Annotated in this window: 17 protein-coding genes; 5 read left to right on the top strand and 12 right to left on the bottom strand. The window is 53.2% G+C overall.

Annotated elements, in window-relative coordinates; genetic code table 11:
* Positions 1-61 precede the first annotated feature (61 nt).
* The 7 genes from DCC81_RS14445 to DCC81_RS14415 all read right to left on the bottom strand — a co-directional run bounded on the left by DCC81_RS14445 (position 62) and on the right by DCC81_RS14415 (position 4,785).
* Complete coding sequence (locus tag DCC81_RS14445; RefSeq protein WP_108688252.1) at positions 62-616, bottom strand: NUDIX domain-containing protein; 555 nt, start codon at positions 614-616, stop codon at positions 62-64.
* A 109-nt stretch (positions 617-725) separates the two neighbouring features.
* Positions 726-1,166 carry a GNAT family N-acetyltransferase gene (locus tag DCC81_RS14440; RefSeq protein ID WP_108687321.1) on the bottom strand — a complete coding sequence of 147 codons (441 nt, stop codon included), beginning with the start codon at positions 1,164-1,166 and terminating at the stop codon, positions 726-728.
* A gap of 94 nt (positions 1,167-1,260) precedes the next feature.
* Positions 1,261-1,731, bottom strand: a complete 471-nt coding sequence (locus DCC81_RS14435) for a DinB family protein (RefSeq protein WP_108687320.1) — start codon at positions 1,729-1,731, stop codon at positions 1,261-1,263.
* Positions 1,732-1,800: 69 nt separating this feature from the next.
* The gene (locus DCC81_RS14430) at positions 1,801-2,712 is read right to left on the bottom strand and encodes an EamA family transporter (RefSeq protein WP_165806585.1); all 912 of its coding nucleotides are present in this window, start codon (positions 2,710-2,712) and stop codon (positions 1,801-1,803) included.
* 89 nt (positions 2,713-2,801) lie between these two features.
* Positions 2,802-3,296, bottom strand: a complete 495-nt coding sequence (locus DCC81_RS14425; RefSeq protein WP_133177673.1) for a GNAT family N-acetyltransferase — start codon at positions 3,294-3,296, stop codon at positions 2,802-2,804.
* Between the two features lie 82 nt (positions 3,297-3,378).
* Entirely contained in the window at positions 3,379-4,302 is a 924-nt protein-coding gene (locus DCC81_RS14420; RefSeq protein WP_108687317.1) for a DNA-3-methyladenine glycosylase family protein, read from the bottom strand.
* Between the two features lie 9 nt (positions 4,303-4,311).
* Complete coding sequence (locus tag DCC81_RS14415) at positions 4,312-4,785, bottom strand: DinB family protein (protein ID WP_165806584.1); 474 nt, start codon at positions 4,783-4,785, stop codon at positions 4,312-4,314.
* Positions 4,786-4,963: 178 nt separating this feature from the next.
* Between DCC81_RS14415 and DCC81_RS14410 the strand changes: the two genes are divergently transcribed.
* The gene (locus DCC81_RS14410) at positions 4,964-6,391 is read left to right on the top strand and encodes an aminotransferase-like domain-containing protein (RefSeq protein ID WP_108687315.1); all 1,428 of its coding nucleotides are present in this window, start codon (positions 4,964-4,966) and stop codon (positions 6,389-6,391) included.
* Positions 6,392-6,575: 184 nt separating this feature from the next.
* A complete protein-coding gene (locus tag DCC81_RS14405; RefSeq protein WP_108687314.1) occupies positions 6,576-8,261 on the top strand; it encodes a M28 family metallopeptidase in 1,686 nt (561 codons plus the stop codon).
* Positions 8,262-8,323: 62 nt separating this feature from the next.
* Here the strand turns inward: DCC81_RS14405 and DCC81_RS14400 are convergent, their stop codons facing one another.
* The gene (locus DCC81_RS14400) at positions 8,324-8,584 is read right to left on the bottom strand and encodes a hypothetical protein (protein WP_108687313.1); all 261 of its coding nucleotides are present in this window, start codon (positions 8,582-8,584) and stop codon (positions 8,324-8,326) included.
* Between the two features lie 148 nt (positions 8,585-8,732).
* Here DCC81_RS14400 and DCC81_RS14395 point away from each other — a divergent pair, with 148 nt between their 5' ends.
* The 3 genes from DCC81_RS14395 to DCC81_RS14385 all read left to right on the top strand — a co-directional run bounded on the left by DCC81_RS14395 (position 8,733) and on the right by DCC81_RS14385 (position 10,692).
* Positions 8,733-10,028: a flavin monoamine oxidase family protein gene (locus DCC81_RS14395; protein WP_108687312.1), complete on the top strand. Its 1,296-nt coding sequence runs from the start codon at positions 8,733-8,735 to the stop codon at positions 10,026-10,028.
* Positions 10,029-10,115: 87 nt separating this feature from the next.
* Positions 10,116-10,412, top strand: a complete 297-nt coding sequence (locus DCC81_RS14390) for a hypothetical protein (RefSeq protein WP_108687311.1) — start codon at positions 10,116-10,118, stop codon at positions 10,410-10,412.
* Positions 10,413-10,425: 13 nt separating this feature from the next.
* Positions 10,426-10,692: a hypothetical protein gene (locus DCC81_RS14385; RefSeq protein WP_108687310.1), complete on the top strand. Its 267-nt coding sequence runs from the start codon at positions 10,426-10,428 to the stop codon at positions 10,690-10,692.
* A 143-nt stretch (positions 10,693-10,835) separates the two neighbouring features.
* Here DCC81_RS14385 and DCC81_RS14380 read toward each other — a convergent pair whose 3' ends face one another.
* From DCC81_RS14380 to DCC81_RS14365, 4 genes are all read right to left on the bottom strand, one after another.
* On the bottom strand, positions 10,836-11,528 hold the full coding sequence (locus DCC81_RS14380; protein WP_108687309.1) for a LytR/AlgR family response regulator transcription factor: 693 nt from the start codon (positions 11,526-11,528) through the stop codon (positions 10,836-10,838).
* Between the two features lie 4 nt (positions 11,529-11,532).
* Entirely contained in the window at positions 11,533-13,062 is a 1,530-nt protein-coding gene (locus DCC81_RS14375) for a sensor histidine kinase (protein ID WP_205686335.1), read from the bottom strand.
* 308 nt (positions 13,063-13,370) lie between these two features.
* The gene (locus tag DCC81_RS14370; protein WP_133177672.1) at positions 13,371-13,973 is read right to left on the bottom strand and encodes a hypothetical protein; all 603 of its coding nucleotides are present in this window, start codon (positions 13,971-13,973) and stop codon (positions 13,371-13,373) included.
* Between the two features lie 184 nt (positions 13,974-14,157).
* Positions 14,158-14,784, bottom strand: coding sequence for an HAD family hydrolase (locus tag DCC81_RS14365; RefSeq protein WP_108687307.1), 627 nt, complete (start codon positions 14,782-14,784; stop codon positions 14,158-14,160).
* Between the last annotated feature and the right edge of the window lie 106 nt (positions 14,785-14,890).

Below are 14,890 nucleotides of genomic sequence, written 5' to 3'. Positions count from 1 at the left end.
GGAAAAAAAGGTGGTTTGCGGTGTGGGGAGGGTTTGGGTACGCAAGCAGGCCGCGGCTGTCCTACTTCCCTTCCAGCAGTAACAGCTTTGTTTTTAAAATCCCTGCCACGCTCACAGCATCTGTGATGATGCCTTCATTTACCATGGCATAGGCTTCTTCAAAGGGGACCTTTTTTATGTGCAGGGCTTCTGTTTCTTCGGGCTCCGCTTCGTGCTGGCTCAGGCCGCGGGCCAGGAAGAGGTAGCCGTCTTCATCACTCACGGAATTGGATAAATGCATGCGGAGCAGCGGGGTCCAGGTTTGGGCTACCAGGCCGGTTTCTTCCAGCAGCTCCCGTTTGGCAGCTTCCAGCGGGTCCAGGCCTTCGGGGCAGCCACCTTCGGGCAGTTCCCAGGTATATTGGTTCAGGGGAAAGCGGTACTGGCCCACTAAATAAATATGGTTGTCGTGATCCAACGCTACCACACCAGTGGCAATGTTCTTGAAATGCACCACGCCGTAAATGCCGGGATTGCCGGCCGGGTTCAGCACCTGGTGCTCTGTAACACGGATCCAGGGGTTTTCGTATTCAATTTTGTGAGACAGTAATGTCCATGGGTTCTGCTGCGTTTCCATGGTATCAAAAATAAGCAAGCGCCGGGAAATAGTGTGTGTATTACTTCAACTATTGGCGGAAAGAGAGGCTTATTTCCCGGCTGGCAGGCTTAGATAAATTGATAGCCATTTAAAGATCGAGGTAATAATAATAGCAATGTGCATCACGCTGGTAGCCTTTGTGCTCGTATACGGCCTGGGCGGGCGTGTTCACAATATCTGTTTGCAGCATCACCCAGCCGGCGCCGGTGTTACGGGCCATGGTGTGGGCGGCATCCAGCAGCAGGCTGCCGGCACCCTTGCCGCGGTGACCTTCTTCTATGAACAGGTCATTGAGCATCCAGGCTTTGCACATGCGCACGGAAGAAAAAACAGGATACAACTGTGTGAAGCCAATGAACCGGCCGTTGTCTTCTGCCAGCAGGATCACGCTGTCGTTTTGTTGCAAACGCGCTTTGATAAAGTCGGTAGCGCCTTCCAGGTCTGGCGTTTGGTGGTACCAGGTGCGGTAGGCGTTGAATAAACCGGCAGCTATGTCGAGGTGCGCGGGAGTGGCGGTGACTATGTTCATAAAAGCGATTACTGGGTTGCTGGTTAGATGTCATTTTAAAGTAACCAGATGCCCGTTACTGTTGATACAGCCTGAGCATCTGGTCTATCTTAATCTAAATCGTGTCGTTGTCAAAGACCTGGTGCAGGTGGCGCTGCAGGTGATCCAGGTAATCCGTGGCCAGGTAATGCAGGGTGGCGTCTTCGCGGGCGCCATTGAAATGCATCACCTTTTCCAGGGCCGTTGCCGGCACCTGGTCCAGGAGGTGCGCTATATGCAGGTTGATCAAATTCCATAACTGCACCAGCTGTTGCCAGTCTGCTTCCTGGTAGGCCTGCGCCTTCACCCAGTGATCCTGCTGGTACACAGGGCCGGTGATGCAATCCTCCGGCTGTTGCAGGCGTACAAAGCGGGCAATGTTGTTCACCGCGGAATCTACCAGGTGGCCTACGATCTCCTGCTTACTCCACTTGCCGGGCGCAGGGCACTTTAAGCGCTGCTCCGGGTTAAGGGCCAGTAAGCGGGGCGTGGCAGTGCCGGTGGCTTGCCGCAGGGCGGCGGTGGTAGCGGATAAAACAGGTGTCATTGCTGGTACAAATTTATCGGGTTACTGGACTAGTTTAGTAGTCCAAATGTTTTCATTTAAGTAGTCCAATCATGCCTGCTCGTAACTTTTCTGTTTGGCGAAAGAGCGGTTCACCAGGAACACCCCTCCGATCGTTACTGCGCCGCACAGGCCCATGAGCCAGGTGAATGATTCATCAAGGATCATCCAGCCCAGGATCACGGCTACGATGGGATTGATATACGCGTATACAGATGCCAGGGATGGTGGCAGGTTATTGAGTGCAAATACATAGGCGGAATACGTGAGTACGGAACCTATGAAAATGAGGTACAGCAAGCTTTCCCACAGATCGATGGTCAGCCCGTCGTGCGGGCGGTAAATGCCGGTGCACAGGCAGGTGAGTACCATCACTACCCCACTGAGCAGCATTTGCCAGCCGGCCCCGTAGAGGTAATTGATCTTTATGGCCCAGCGCGCCGTGAGCACGGAGCCCAGTGCCCAGAACATACAGGACGCGCAGCATAATAAGATACCGAAGCGGAACTGTGGATTGAGCAGGTCATTGATGTAGTTGTAAAAGATACCGGCCACGCCCAGGAAGCCCAGTACCATACCGGCAATGAGCATGGGCGCCAGTTTTACGCGCTTTACCAGGAAGAAGCTGAAGATGGTGACCCAGATGGGCACCGTGGCGGCAATGATGGCGCCCAGGCCACTGGGAATGTAGGCCATGGACCACGTGAGCAGGCCATTGCTGCCAAAGAGCATGATGAGGCCTATGATGAAAAGCCGCCCCAGCACGGGTTTCCCGGGGATCTTCTCCCCGCGCAGCAAGAAGAAGCCGGTGAGCAGCGCGCCGGCTGCGGCCATGCGCACGCCGGACAGCATGATGCCATGTAAGTGTTTTACGCCAATGTGAGAAGCCAGGAAAGTGGTACCCCAGAATATACTTACCAGTGAGAGTGCGATGTAGGCGGGTGTTTTAGTGGTGCGTTGCATACGCGGTAGCATTAAAAGTCAGCGTTAAGTAACAGATCGTCTTTTGTTTGCTGCAGACGATCTGATTGCTTACTGCGTTCAATCAACGTCTACAGGTATTGTATCATGTGGAAGCCCTCTATCATAAATCCTTCCCGGAAATAGAATCGGTGCGCGTGTTTATTGTGGGCGTACACGTCCAGATGGATGGACTTGCAGCCCGACATCTTCGCCTTTTCCTTTATCCAGTTGCAGAGCAGGCGGCCAATGCCCTTGGAGCGCCAGGCCGGGTTTACTACCACGTTGTCCATCTCGATGTACTTGCCGCAATAGAGCTTGGTAATGATCCAATAGCCGGAGAGGCCAATCACTTCATCTCCGTCATACACCGCCACCTGTTTGTATCCATTGGGGATCATGTCTTCCAGCATGGTGCGGTAAGCCACCGCCTGCAGCGAGGGATTGAGGTGCTGCAGGAGGGCGTGGTTCGCCTCCATATCGGCCAGGGTGGCCAGTTCGCGGATTACATATGCAGTGGTACTTACAGGCATTGTTTGTATGAGTTGCGTTGCATCGGTGGTGTGAATGTTTGATTGACGATACAAAAGTGAAACAATTTACCGGTTCAAAACAGATGCAGATATTTTTATTTTGACCAGATCAGATTCATGTTACAACAGGGATCTGTTATACTTCAAAGAGGGAATGCCAGCAGTAAAAGGTGGCGTAAGCAGCATGCGGCCCCCAATGGGCGGTAAGGCGCTTTACCTCGTCCAGCGCGGGTTTGCCGGGAAGGTGGTGATAGCGGCGCAGGGCCTGGTGCAGGCCTGCATCTTCCAGCGGGAGGGATTGCGGATAGCGGGCGTACTTCATCAACACGTAATTGGCCGACCAGTTACCTATGCCTTTGAGGGCCACCAGCGCAGCTTTGGCGGTTTCAAAATCAGGGGCGTCATCTACCAGCGCAGCGGAGAATTGGCCTTGCACAATCTGTTGTGCAAGGTTTTGCATGTAGGTGATCTTACCGCGGGAGAACTGCATTTCCCGGAGCAGCTCCGGTTGGGCGGCCGCTACCACGGCGGGTTTGGGGTACAGGTAATGGGTGCGGCCTCCATGCTCCACGCTATAACCGAGTGTTTCAATAAAACGCTTGCGGGTGGTATAGGCAAAGGCCAGGTTGATCTGCTGCCCCATCACCGTCCAGGTGATAGACTCAAACAGGTCTGGTACGCCCACCAGGCGCAAACCGTGATAATCGCGCACCAGCGGCGCCAGTACAGGGTCCGTTGCAGCAAAAGTGTAGAATGGGCGCAGGTCTGCATCCAGGTGCAGCCAGCGGGTAAGCAGTGCCTGTACCGGCGCTGCGGCTGCCGCCAACGCGGGTGCGGCCCATTCCATGGGCACAGGGTCCGGCTTTATCACATCCACATCCAGGTAGGCCGCGCCTTCCTTATAACGGATATCCATCAGCAACGGCACTTCCTGTACCGCGATCATTTTAAACAAATGCCCGTCTTCCACGTAGTGCAGGCACTCGCGCGTTGAGCGGCTGAGGAAGCGAAGTATCTCCGGGAAATTGAAGTGGGAAGGATGGGCGATCGGGATGCGCATGGTGGCTGGTTAATTGGACGGTTTAAGATGCGCCATTTTAAAGATCTCAAATAAATGATGTGCTTCATGGAGCACAAAAAATTCCAGCAGCTCACGAAGGGACAGGTGGCCGTAGAGCGGGTGCTCGCAGGTCTTGCCAAAATCCGATGCGGTGAAGCCCTGGGCCAGTTCCTGCAGTTGCAGCCGGCCTTCTGACAAGGTGGAAAGCACAGCAGGCAAGGGCAGCCCGCAAAGCTCCAGGAAAAAGGGGTCCACATCCCCTACGTACTGCTGCAATATAACAGGCCCGGTGCTTTCTGCTATGGCAATAAAACGCTGCCCGTACACCGGTTGGATGGCGGCCAGGTGGCATACCTGCTGGTGGATACTCCACTTACCGGGCCTCACCTCCTGCAGCAGGCGGCTTTCCGGCAATCCCTGTAGAATGTGCACCAGGGCCAGGTGCTGTGTGTTGAGGCGCTCTTGCAAAGCAGGATATAACATGGCGGATGGCTTTGAGGTGAAACGGACTTCAAATATCTGCATTACGCTTCAAAAAATGGTCCGCAATGTTTAACTGCCAGGGGGCAAAGGTGTAGCACCTGAATGGGCATTCCGTCTAAAATCGCGGAACAAACAGTTTTAAATTCTTTAGCTTTATACCAGATCAGAATTCACCGTTATGCTAAAGACCGCCGAACATTTATACCTGCAGGTAGCAGATAAACTGGAGCAGCTCATTGAAAAAGAAGTGCTCAAGATCGGGGACAAACTGCCCTCCGTGCGCGTGCTGAGCAAGGAGCAGGGTATCAGTATGAGCACTGCTTTCCAGGCCTATTACCACCTGGAATCCAAAGGACTGATAGCGCCCCGCCCCAAATCCGGCTACTACGTGCAGTTCAACAGCCGGCGCCTGCCCCAGATGCCCCAGGCCTGCACCCCGGTAAAGAAAGCATCGGATGTAAGCGTGGGCGATATGATGTTTGAAATATTTGGCGACATGAAGGCCAGCGATGTGCTCCGCTTTTCCATTGCCGCCCCCGCGGAAGGTTTGCTGCCGGATGCAAGGTTGAGCAAAGCCCTCACGCAGGCACTACGCACCACATCCGGCCACGGCGTGCACTATGATAGTGTGCAGGGCAATGAACTGTTCCGCAGGCAGATAGCGCGCATGAGCATCCACTGGGGCGGTGCACTGAGTGAAGATGATGTGGTGACCACCCATGGCTGCATGGATGCCCTGAAACTATGCCTGGGCGCCACTACCCAGCCAGGCGATACCATTGCCCTGGAAAGCCCCGCTTACTGCGGCGCCCTGCAACTGGCACACCACATGGGCCTCAAAGTACTGGAAGTGCCTACCAGCCCGGTGACCGGCGTGGACCTGGATTACCTGGAAAAAGCCATTCCCCGCTTTAAAATAAAGGCCTGCCTGTTTGTGACCAACTTCAACAATCCCCTGGGCTCCTGCATGCCGGACCGGAATAAAAAGCAACTGGTGGATATCCTCGAAAAATTTGATATCCCCCTCATTGAAGATGATATCTATGGCGACATGTACTTTGGCAAGGAACGCCCCCTGCTCTGCAAAACATTTGACAAAACGGGCAACGTGCTGCTCTGCAATTCTATTTCCAAATCACTGGCCCCGGGATACCGCGCGGGGTGGTGCATCCCGGGTAAGTACAAGGAAAAAGTGCTGCGCCTGAAGCAGTTCCAGACCATTGCCTGCACGTCCCTCACGCATGCGGCGGTAGGCCTTTTCCTGGAAAACGGGCGCTACGAGCACCACCTGCGCACCATGCGCAAAATGCTGCACACCCAGTGCCTGCGCTACCAGCAGGCCATTGCCGATTACTTCCCGGAAGACACCTGTGTAACCCGCCCCCAGGGCGGATTTGTGCTCTGGATAGAACTGGATAAACGCATAAATACCTATGAACTTTTCCAGCAGGCCATGCGCAAAAAGATCAGCATTGCACCCGGGCGCATCTTTACCCTGCAGGACCGCTATCATAACTGCCTGCGCATCAGTTACGGCACGCCCTGGAGCAAGCAGGTAGATGACGCGTTCAGGACGCTGGGGAAGTTGATCAGGAATATGTATTGAAGAACGTACAGCGTACAACGTACAGCGTACAGCGTACAACGTACAATGTCCCCGGCCCGCAACCGGCTATGTGCAATGATTTCAAAAAGCACTAAATTGTAGTCTCACAACAAAATCACCCAATAATGCAATCGTACGTTGTACGCTGTACGCTGTACGTTGTACAATCAATTAAACTCACCTCATGAAACAACTCATCAACTCCCTCCTGATCGGCGGGGTCCTGGCGGCTTGCAGCTGCAACCAGGGCGGTGCGGGCGGAGACGCCAGTACGCCGGATAGCGCGGCAGTAAGGGAGATCAACAAAGATGCTTTTGTAAAGCAGCTCTCCGTACTGGCCTCCGATTCTTTCCAGGGCCGCAAACCTTTTACCCCGGGCGAAGACCTGACCATCCATTACCTGGAAGACCAGTTTAAAGCCCTGGGCCTGAAGCCGGGCAATGGCAACAGCTATTTCCAGGAGGTACCCATGGTGGAAGTGAACACCAAACCGGACGGCCCCCTGGTGATCAAAGGCGCAAAAGGCAGCGTATCCCTCAAATACCTGGATGACTATGTGGCTACCACCCGGCGTATAGACACTACCGTTAGTGCGGATAATTCCGGGATCGTGTTTGCTGGTTTTGGCATTGTGGCGCCGGAATATAAATGGAATGATTACGAAGGGCTGGACGTGAAAGGCAAGACCGTAATGGTGCTGGTGAATGATCCTGGCTTTACAGACAGCACGCTGTTCAAAGGCCACACCATGACCTATTACGGCCGCTGGACATATAAATACGAGGAAGCGGCCCGCCAGGGCGCTACAGGCGTGATCATCGTGCACGAGACCGCGCCCGCCAGCTATCCCTGGGATGTAGTACGCGGCGGCTGGAGCGGTGCACGCCTGGAACTGCAGGCGGAAGATAACTACGCTTCCCGCGCTAAGCTGGAAGGTTGGGTGACCATCGATGCTGCGAAGAAGATCTTCCAACTGGCCGGTGTGGGCGATAGCCTCATGGAAAAGGCCCACCATCCGGGCTTTAAGCCGGTGGACCTGCACCTGACCACCAGCTTTGTGCTGCACAACTCCCTGAAAAAATCAACTTCGCATAACGTAGTAGCCGTGTTGCCGGGTACTTCCAAGGCGGATGAAGCCGTGATCTACTCTGCGCACTGGGACCACTTCGGCATTGGTGAGCCACGTGAAAGCCCGCTGAAACCGGGCGTAAAAGACTCCATCTACAATGGCGCCCTGGACAACGGCAGCGGTACCGCCGCGCTGGTGGTACTGGCCAAAGCTTTCACCACAGCCCAGCACAAGCCGGAGCGCTCCGTGGTGTTCCTGGCAGTAACAGGCGAAGAACAGGGCCTACTGGGTTCTGAATACTACGCTACCCATCCCCTCTTCCCAATAAATAAAACCGTGGCAGACCTGAACGTGGATGAGATGAATAACTATGGCCGCACCAAGGATGTAGTGATGATCGGCTATGGCCAAAGCGATATGGACGATTACGCAAAAGACGCTGCCGCCAGGCAGGGCCGCACCGTGGTGCCGGATCCCAAGCCCTTCACCGGCTCCTTCTTCCGCTCTGACCACTTCAATTTTGCAAAAGCAGGCATTCCCGCATTGTATTTTGAAGGCGGCCCCACTTCTGTAGATCATGGCGCAGGTTATGGCGTAAAAATGAAGGAAGAATTTGATGCCACCCGTTACCACTCTCCTTTTGATGAACTGGATAGCAGCTGGAACTTTGACGGTATGATCGAAGACACGCAATTGTTGTTCAGCATCGGCTTCCGCCTGGCAAATGAAAACAGCTGGCCGAAATGGAAGGCTGGTTCTGAATTTAAAGCGGCGCGCGATAAGAATGCACCGAAAGAGTAAATGATGTTTTCTAATACCAGAAAGCCGCTCTGTGATGGAGCGGCTTTTTTATTTGACCGGGATCATGGTATAGACCCCATATCCTTTCCCCTGTTTTTTGCATTTACTCTTTCCAAAATACGCGTGGCAATAGCATTCAATAACCGGGGATCGGCGCCAGTGGTGCTTACCGGCAGCAGGCTGCCGTCTTCAGCGGGTAGAAAGCGGATGTCCAGGTCTTCCAGGCGGGCGTTGTAGATCGTACCATCGGGCATGGTTTGGGGTGTTACCACCACAATGTAGCCCTTGCCATCCAGGTCAAAATCCAGGGTGAACTGTTCCATAACGATCGTTTTGGGTACGAATGCAAAATGCGGGCCTGCTACGTTTATTTTCCGCTATCGCTTCCGGTAGTATGCGTTATGCATTTGTTATCCCCCGCTCACGCTTGCCGGCATTGCCGTACCTTAGCCTTGTACAAAAGCATATTTTATGCACACGGATGTATTGATCATAGGGGCTGGTGCTGCGGGACTGGCTGCGGCTTATGAACTGGTTAAAGCAGGTAAAAAAGTAACAGTCCTCGAAGCGCGCAACCGCATTGGCGGCCGCATTCACACCATTCCTACCGAAGAGGGGCATATGGAGCTCGGCGCCGAATTTATACACGGCGATCTTCCCTTCACCCTTGGTTTCCTCAAAGAAGCAGGCATTAAATACGCCCAATCCGGCGGCAAATTATTCACTGTTAAAAACGGGCAACTCAGCGCCGGGGGCGACTTTATCATAGACTGGGATCTTCTGGAAGAAAAAATGAACGCCCTGGAAACGGACATTTCCCTGGAAACCTTCCTCAACACCTATTTCCCGGGCGATGAATACAGCCAGTTGCGCTATTCCGTACGCCGCTATGCCGGGGGCTACGATACCGCCGACCCTGCTGTGGCCAGCACTTTTGCCCTGCGCGATGAATGGCTAAAGGAAAATGAGCACCAATACCGCATCAGCACGGGCTATGGCTCCCTGTTGGATTACCTGGCAGACCGCGTTAAGGCCGCGGGCAGTGAGATCGTTCTCCATGCGCCGGTAAAAGAATTATCGTGGAAGGCGGGCCGTGTGCAGGCCATCTGCGACAGCGGGCCCGATTTCAGTGCCCCCCGCGCCATCGTTACCCTGCCCCTCACGTTGCTGCAACAGGCGGATGAACCGGGGCAGTTTCACTTTTCCCCGTCCCTGCCGGAGAAAACTGCTGCCGCCAGGCAAATGGGTATGGGCGCCATCATTAAATTACTATTCCAGTTCAAGGACGCTTTCTGGCAAAACACCCAGTACCGCTCCCTGGGCTTTATCATGTCTAACGAAGCCGTGCCCACCTGGTGGACACAATACCCGGAAGACAGCCCCATCCTCACCGGCTGGCTGGGTGGCCTGCCCGCGGAGGCTTACCGTGAGGCCAACGGGGAGCAATTGCTGCAGATAGGCATGCAATCCTTGTCCAATATCTTCTCTATCCCCGTGGAGGAACTGTACGAAAACCTGGAAGATGCCCAGGTGATGAACTGGACGGCCATGCACTATACCCGGGGCTCTTATGCATACGCCACCATCCACACGCATGATGTCCTGCCGGTGCTCACCGCGCCCGTGGAAAACACGCTTTATTTTGCCGGGGAGGCCCTTTATGAAGGCCCTGCCATGGGCACTGTGGAAGCCGCTTTCACCAGCGGGGTCACCGCTGCACAACAGTTGCTGGCGCACGCCGGCACGGCTGCCGCAAACCAGCCATAGTAGCGCCAGTGCGGACCATGACTTCACAAATGATTAACGTTGGCATGTGGCACACCATTTGGGACGCATTCGGGTAAACACGCACTTATGAAACGTCCCATCACGGTAAAGTTTGAAGACCAGATCCTCATGTTCACGGTAGACATCCAGCGCAAGGATGACAACATCGTATACCACCTGGAGCACGACAGCACCTTTGAAAAATTCCGCCAGGACCTGCCTGAAGATTTTAACATCATCAAGCAGCAAAACCAGGCAGGTATTCAATATAAAGACCAACCCCTGACCGGCCGGGGCCAATCCCTGGCGCAGGCCATCTGGGCAGTGCTGGAAGCGCATCCCCCACAGTTCAAGGGAGATGAAAAAGAAACGGTAGCTTTATAAAAAACAAAAATGCATGGAACAACAACACACCGTGATCGTAGCGGTAGATGAGCAGGACTATCACTTCCGCGTAAGGGCGCATCACCATGAAGGCTATACGGAATACACGGTAACGCCCGGCGAAGATGCCGATGCGGTGCGCAACCTGGTACCACAGGCTGTAAAGCTGATCTACCGGAATGGCGAGGTGACTTATGATGAACGCTTCCAGTCTGACGCAGAAAAGGCGCTCCAGTATGATATCTGGCGGGCGGTGAAAGAGCAGATCCTGGAGCAATAATTACGCACTTCCCGAAAACAAAAGATCCAACAGTGCAGCAATGCATTGTTGGATCTTTTATTAGAAACCGGTTGATAAAACTCTTCTGGAATTTGAAGTTGGAAATTGTGGTGCCCCTGATCCTGGAACTTGTTTGTTGAAAATTATAAAATCCTGGAAATAGCATCCGCATACGCACTCCCTATACCAATCATCTCCTGCCCAACGTACACCGCGTTGCGGTCTATTTTATCCACCTTGTTATTGGCCACGATGAACGAGCGGTGTATGCGCGTGAACTGCGATGCAGGTAACAGGGCCAGGGCTTCCTGCATGGTAACGCGGGAGAGCAGTTTTTTATCTTTTAAAACAAAGGTCACGTAGTTGCCGGCGCTTTCCAGGTACAGGATATCGTCCAGGAGGATCTTGTATTGCTCGTAACCACTTTTTACGAAGATATAAGTGGCTTCTGTATTCACCGCAGGGCCACGTTGCTTTAGCTGGGCCAGGTTCTCTACTTTGTTGCATGCTTTGAGAAAGCGGGCAAAGGAGAAAGGTTTCAGCAGGTAATCCACCGCATCCAGTTCAAAGCTTTGCACGGCATGCTCGGAGTAAGCCGTTGTAAATACCACCATGGGCGGGTCTGCCAGGCTAATGAGAAAGTCCATCCCGGAAATATCGGGCATTTTTATGTCCAGGAAGATCACGTCTATTTTTTCGCGCTGCAGGTGCTCCACGGCCTCAAATGCATTGGTGTAATAGCCCCGCACATCCAGGTAAGGTACTTTGGCTGCATGGGCGCGGATCACCGAGAGTGCTACCGGCTCGTCGTCAATGGCGATGGCAGAGAGTTGCATAGTTCTAATTTACAGTTTTTTCAGCATTAACGTCGATGGTAAGGTGCACGAAGAATTCCGTGGCCGTTTTGCGGATGCTCAGTTCATGATGGCCGGGATACAATAAAGCCAGGCGGTCTTTCACATTGGTAAGCCCAATACCAAAGCCTTCCCTTTCCGGGTCGTTTTCCGGGCGCTCATGCACGCTGTTGTACACGTCAAAAAAGATCTTTCCATTATCGCAGTACAGGCTCACGGAAATGCGGCTCCTGGAACGCAGGCTGATACCATGTTTGAAAGCATTTTCCACAAACGGGATGAGCAGCATGGGCGCTATTTCCATATTGCAGTGCAGCTCATTCATGTTCACATCTATCTGTATATCCGGCGATGACTGGGTACGCAGGCGCTGCAGGGAAATATAGTTCTGGAGATAAGCTACCTCTTTGGTAAGGGCTATTTTATCCTGGGAGTTTTCATGCAGCATAAAGCGCATCATATCTCCCAGGCGCTGTATGCCTTCACTGGTGTGGGGCGCATTTTCTACCAGGGCAGTGCCGTAGAGGGTGTTCAGTGCGTTGAACAGGAAGTGCGGATTGATCTGGGAGCGCAGGAAATCCAGGTTGGCATTGGATTTTCCCAACGCCACTTCCAGGTTACCCACCGTAGCGGCCTGGCGTTTCCGGTTCTGGTACAGGCGCCAGGTAAGGGGCAATAAAGCGCCCAGTTGCAGCACCACCGCCAGCACAGACAGCGGCCCCAGGATGTGGCCTGACAGGCCAAACATATTGCCAAGGAACAGGATGGAGAGCACCAGCGCGGGCACGGAATACAACAAGGTGGTGAGCGCAAAGGTGCCCCGGTCTTTGGGGCTATGATAGTCCGGCATCACACGGTACATCCACAGGAAATAACTGCCTGCCAGGTAGGGCCCAAACACTGCCACCAGCAAAGCCGCGGGGTTGCGGGCAAATTCATTGGCACAAAATACCAGCACAATAGCCCAGAAAATGAAGATAGGAAAGGCTTCCCGGGTGATCTGCCGGTTAAGCTGGTTGCGGTGCAGCAGTGGCATCACATAGGTGATGCACAGCCAGCGCGCGCAATAATACACGGCATACAGCACCAGGTAGAGGAAGGTGATATTGAACGCCCGTTTTGCAAAATACATGTGGGCGCCCTGCACGGTCTTGTACACACCAAACATGTAGCCGTAGAAATAAGAATCGGCCACCATGAGCAGGAAAAATACGTACAGCACCAGCGGGATCATGCAAAGCCCGCCCAGTATCCAGCGATTGCGCTCCAGGAAGTAGGGCACGATCACAAAGTGCATGCAAAGGAATGCCGTATAAGTAACCAGGATATGCACCACCACCGGGATGAGGTAGTGGATGTAATAATCGAACACCTGGTGGTACAATTCAAATTTATAACCCAGGGAATGCTGGGCACGGAATACGTTGGTAAATGCAGAATTGGACAAACTTGTAAGCAGGCAAAACAAGAACAGCCCCGTGGCAATGCCGAATTCAAGTTTCTTGATGGATTTCATGTGCGGCGATTATTTTCACAATGATACGTAAGGCTGTGAAAGTGAAGGCCGGAAATGGGGCGAAATGGGGCGAAAATGGGATGAATGAAAAGTGGGCAGCACCTGCCAAACCTTTTTTTCATAACTTAGAACACAATATTAGTGAATAAAAGGACCGCCGACCCTGAACAAGAAAGCGTTCCTGATTAAAACTGATACAACGGGGAATGCTGCAACATTTCCCGTTTTTTATTGCGATGGGCCTTAGGTCTCACTTTACGTTGATTGATCTTATCTGCTGCGGCCATTTTTTTACTGCTTCTACGTGCTTACAGCACCCTTACATTCCGCCAGTCCCCGCCGGAACCATTGCCTGCCCACAAGCCCAGCTGCGTGCCGGCTTTGATGTTGTCCAGCAGGTCTACCTGCAAGCATTGTTTGTCCGCTACAAACACCGTAACCTGTTTTGCCGTCACCACCACTTTTACCTTCACCCAATCATTGGGATCCGGGGCGGGCTCAATGGCGTTCTCATATTTGCCTGGAAACTGGTTGCGGAGCAGCTCCCAGTCATAACGGGGCAGGGAGATGTACTGTACGGAATGCCTGCGCCTTACCGGGTCTGCGGCGCGGAAGTTGAAGGGACGCAGGTAGATCGCATCATACGTGGTATCATTGCTGCCATGAAATGCAATGCCAACAAAGCTTTGCTGCAGCACATCCTTTCCTTTTACTTCAAAGCTGATGGTGCCCGTACGGAACGGCGGAAGCCGCAACCAGGCCACACCAGCGCCGGGCTCTTCATCCAGGTGGTAGTAGCTGCCATGTTCGGGCAGGGATAGCACGCGGTTAAATACATGGGTAACGGAAAAAAGTTGCGCCTGCGCGGTGCAGGCCAGCATACATAAGCAGCATACGTACAGTAATTTCATACGGGGCGGGTTTATTCGCAGGTCAAGATATAAAAAAGGAGTTGCCTGGTGGTATAAAGAAAGGTTAAATTATTGACACCGGCAGCGGCCGGGCGGGCAGTCCCCGGGGAATGCAGGGCGCACAAAAAAGCCGCTCCTTGCAGGGAACGGCTTTGACAAGCAGTATAAATTGATCAGGTAAACACTAGTCGAGGAACAGGCCGTAGTCGGCTGCCATTTTTGCCTTCGTCTCTTCAAAATTGCGGTGCACAATGCCTTTGATGCCAAGGCCGGCCGCCACCTGGATAAAGAGGGCACGGTCGTCCAGGTAAAGGATGTTTTCCGCGGGCACCTGGGCAATGTCCAGGGCCAGTTTGTAAATATCAGCGTCCGGCTTGCGGAAGTGTGCAAAGGCGGAAGATACGTAGAAGTCTACAAACTCGCTGAGCCCGAATTTCTGGATGCGGTATTCATTCAGCTCCCGGCCTTCGTTGTTCACCACGGCCACTTTGAGCTTGTATTTCTTTTTCAGCTGGCAGATCAGGTTTATCATATCCGGGAAGGCCACGGATTTTGACAGCATAAATTCCTTGAATGCTTCGCGGCTGAAGCTGCGGGGCTCAAAGAACACCAGGCGGTCCAGGTATTCATCAAGGGTGATCTTGCCTACTTCGTAGGTATCAAAAGTAAGGTGGTGGCGGTCGTTCATATCAGCCAGGTCGAGGCCATATTTCTCTGCGGCTTCTTTACGGGCGTTCCTGTCCCATCCGTTTGTTCCCAGCACGCCTCCAACATCCAGGAAGAAGGTCGTGATCTTAGTCGTACTTTCCATTTATTCGTCTATTTAGCTTGATCTTAAAATTAGGGATTTTCCCCGGTTGGAAAAGCATAATTGTACAATGTACAAGGTATCATGTACAATGTACAGTGTATTTACA

Origin of the sequence: Chitinophaga parva (assembly GCF_003071345.1) — a bacterium.
Classification (GTDB): Bacteria; Bacteroidota; Bacteroidia; order Chitinophagales; family Chitinophagaceae; genus Chitinophaga; species Chitinophaga parva.
Note: the sequence above shows the minus strand (reverse complement) of the source record. Positions and strands in the feature narration are given on the sequence as shown.

Bases quoted from the DNA above. Each gene is read 5' to 3' on its own strand.
- DCC81_RS14445 (WP_108688252.1), bottom strand. From the start codon at position 616: ATGGAAACGCAGCAGAACCCATGGACATTACTGTCTCACAAAATTGAA.
- DCC81_RS14440 (WP_108687321.1), bottom strand. From the start codon at position 1,166: ATGAACATAGTCACCGCCACTCCCGCGCACCTCGACATAGCTGCCGGT.
- DCC81_RS14435 (WP_108687320.1), bottom strand. From the start codon at position 1,731: ATGACACCTGTTTTATCCGCTACCACCGCCGCCCTGCGGCAAGCCACC.
- DCC81_RS14430 (WP_165806585.1), bottom strand. From the start codon at position 2,712: ATGCAACGCACCACTAAAACACCCGCCTACATCGCACTCTCACTGGTA.
- DCC81_RS14420 (WP_108687317.1), bottom strand. From the start codon at position 4,302: ATGCGCATCCCGATCGCCCATCCTTCCCACTTCAATTTCCCGGAGATA.
- DCC81_RS14415 (WP_165806584.1), bottom strand. From the start codon at position 4,785: ATGTTATATCCTGCTTTGCAAGAGCGCCTCAACACACAGCACCTGGCC.
- DCC81_RS14410 (WP_108687315.1), top strand. From the start codon at position 4,964: ATGCTAAAGACCGCCGAACATTTATACCTGCAGGTAGCAGATAAACTG.
- DCC81_RS14405 (WP_108687314.1), top strand. From the start codon at position 6,576: ATGAAACAACTCATCAACTCCCTCCTGATCGGCGGGGTCCTGGCGGCT.
- DCC81_RS14400 (WP_108687313.1), bottom strand. From the start codon at position 8,584: ATGGAACAGTTCACCCTGGATTTTGACCTGGATGGCAAGGGCTACATT.
- DCC81_RS14395 (WP_108687312.1), top strand. From the start codon at position 8,733: ATGCACACGGATGTATTGATCATAGGGGCTGGTGCTGCGGGACTGGCT.
- DCC81_RS14390 (WP_108687311.1), top strand. From the start codon at position 10,116: ATGAAACGTCCCATCACGGTAAAGTTTGAAGACCAGATCCTCATGTTC.
- DCC81_RS14385 (WP_108687310.1), top strand. From the start codon at position 10,426: ATGGAACAACAACACACCGTGATCGTAGCGGTAGATGAGCAGGACTAT.
- DCC81_RS14380 (WP_108687309.1), bottom strand. From the start codon at position 11,528: ATGCAACTCTCTGCCATCGCCATTGACGACGAGCCGGTAGCACTCTCG.
- DCC81_RS14375 (WP_205686335.1), bottom strand. From the start codon at position 13,062: ATGAAATCCATCAAGAAACTTGAATTCGGCATTGCCACGGGGCTGTTC.
- DCC81_RS14370 (WP_133177672.1), bottom strand. From the start codon at position 13,973: ATGAAATTACTGTACGTATGCTGCTTATGTATGCTGGCCTGCACCGCG.
- DCC81_RS14365 (WP_108687307.1), bottom strand. From the start codon at position 14,784: ATGGAAAGTACGACTAAGATCACGACCTTCTTCCTGGATGTTGGAGGC.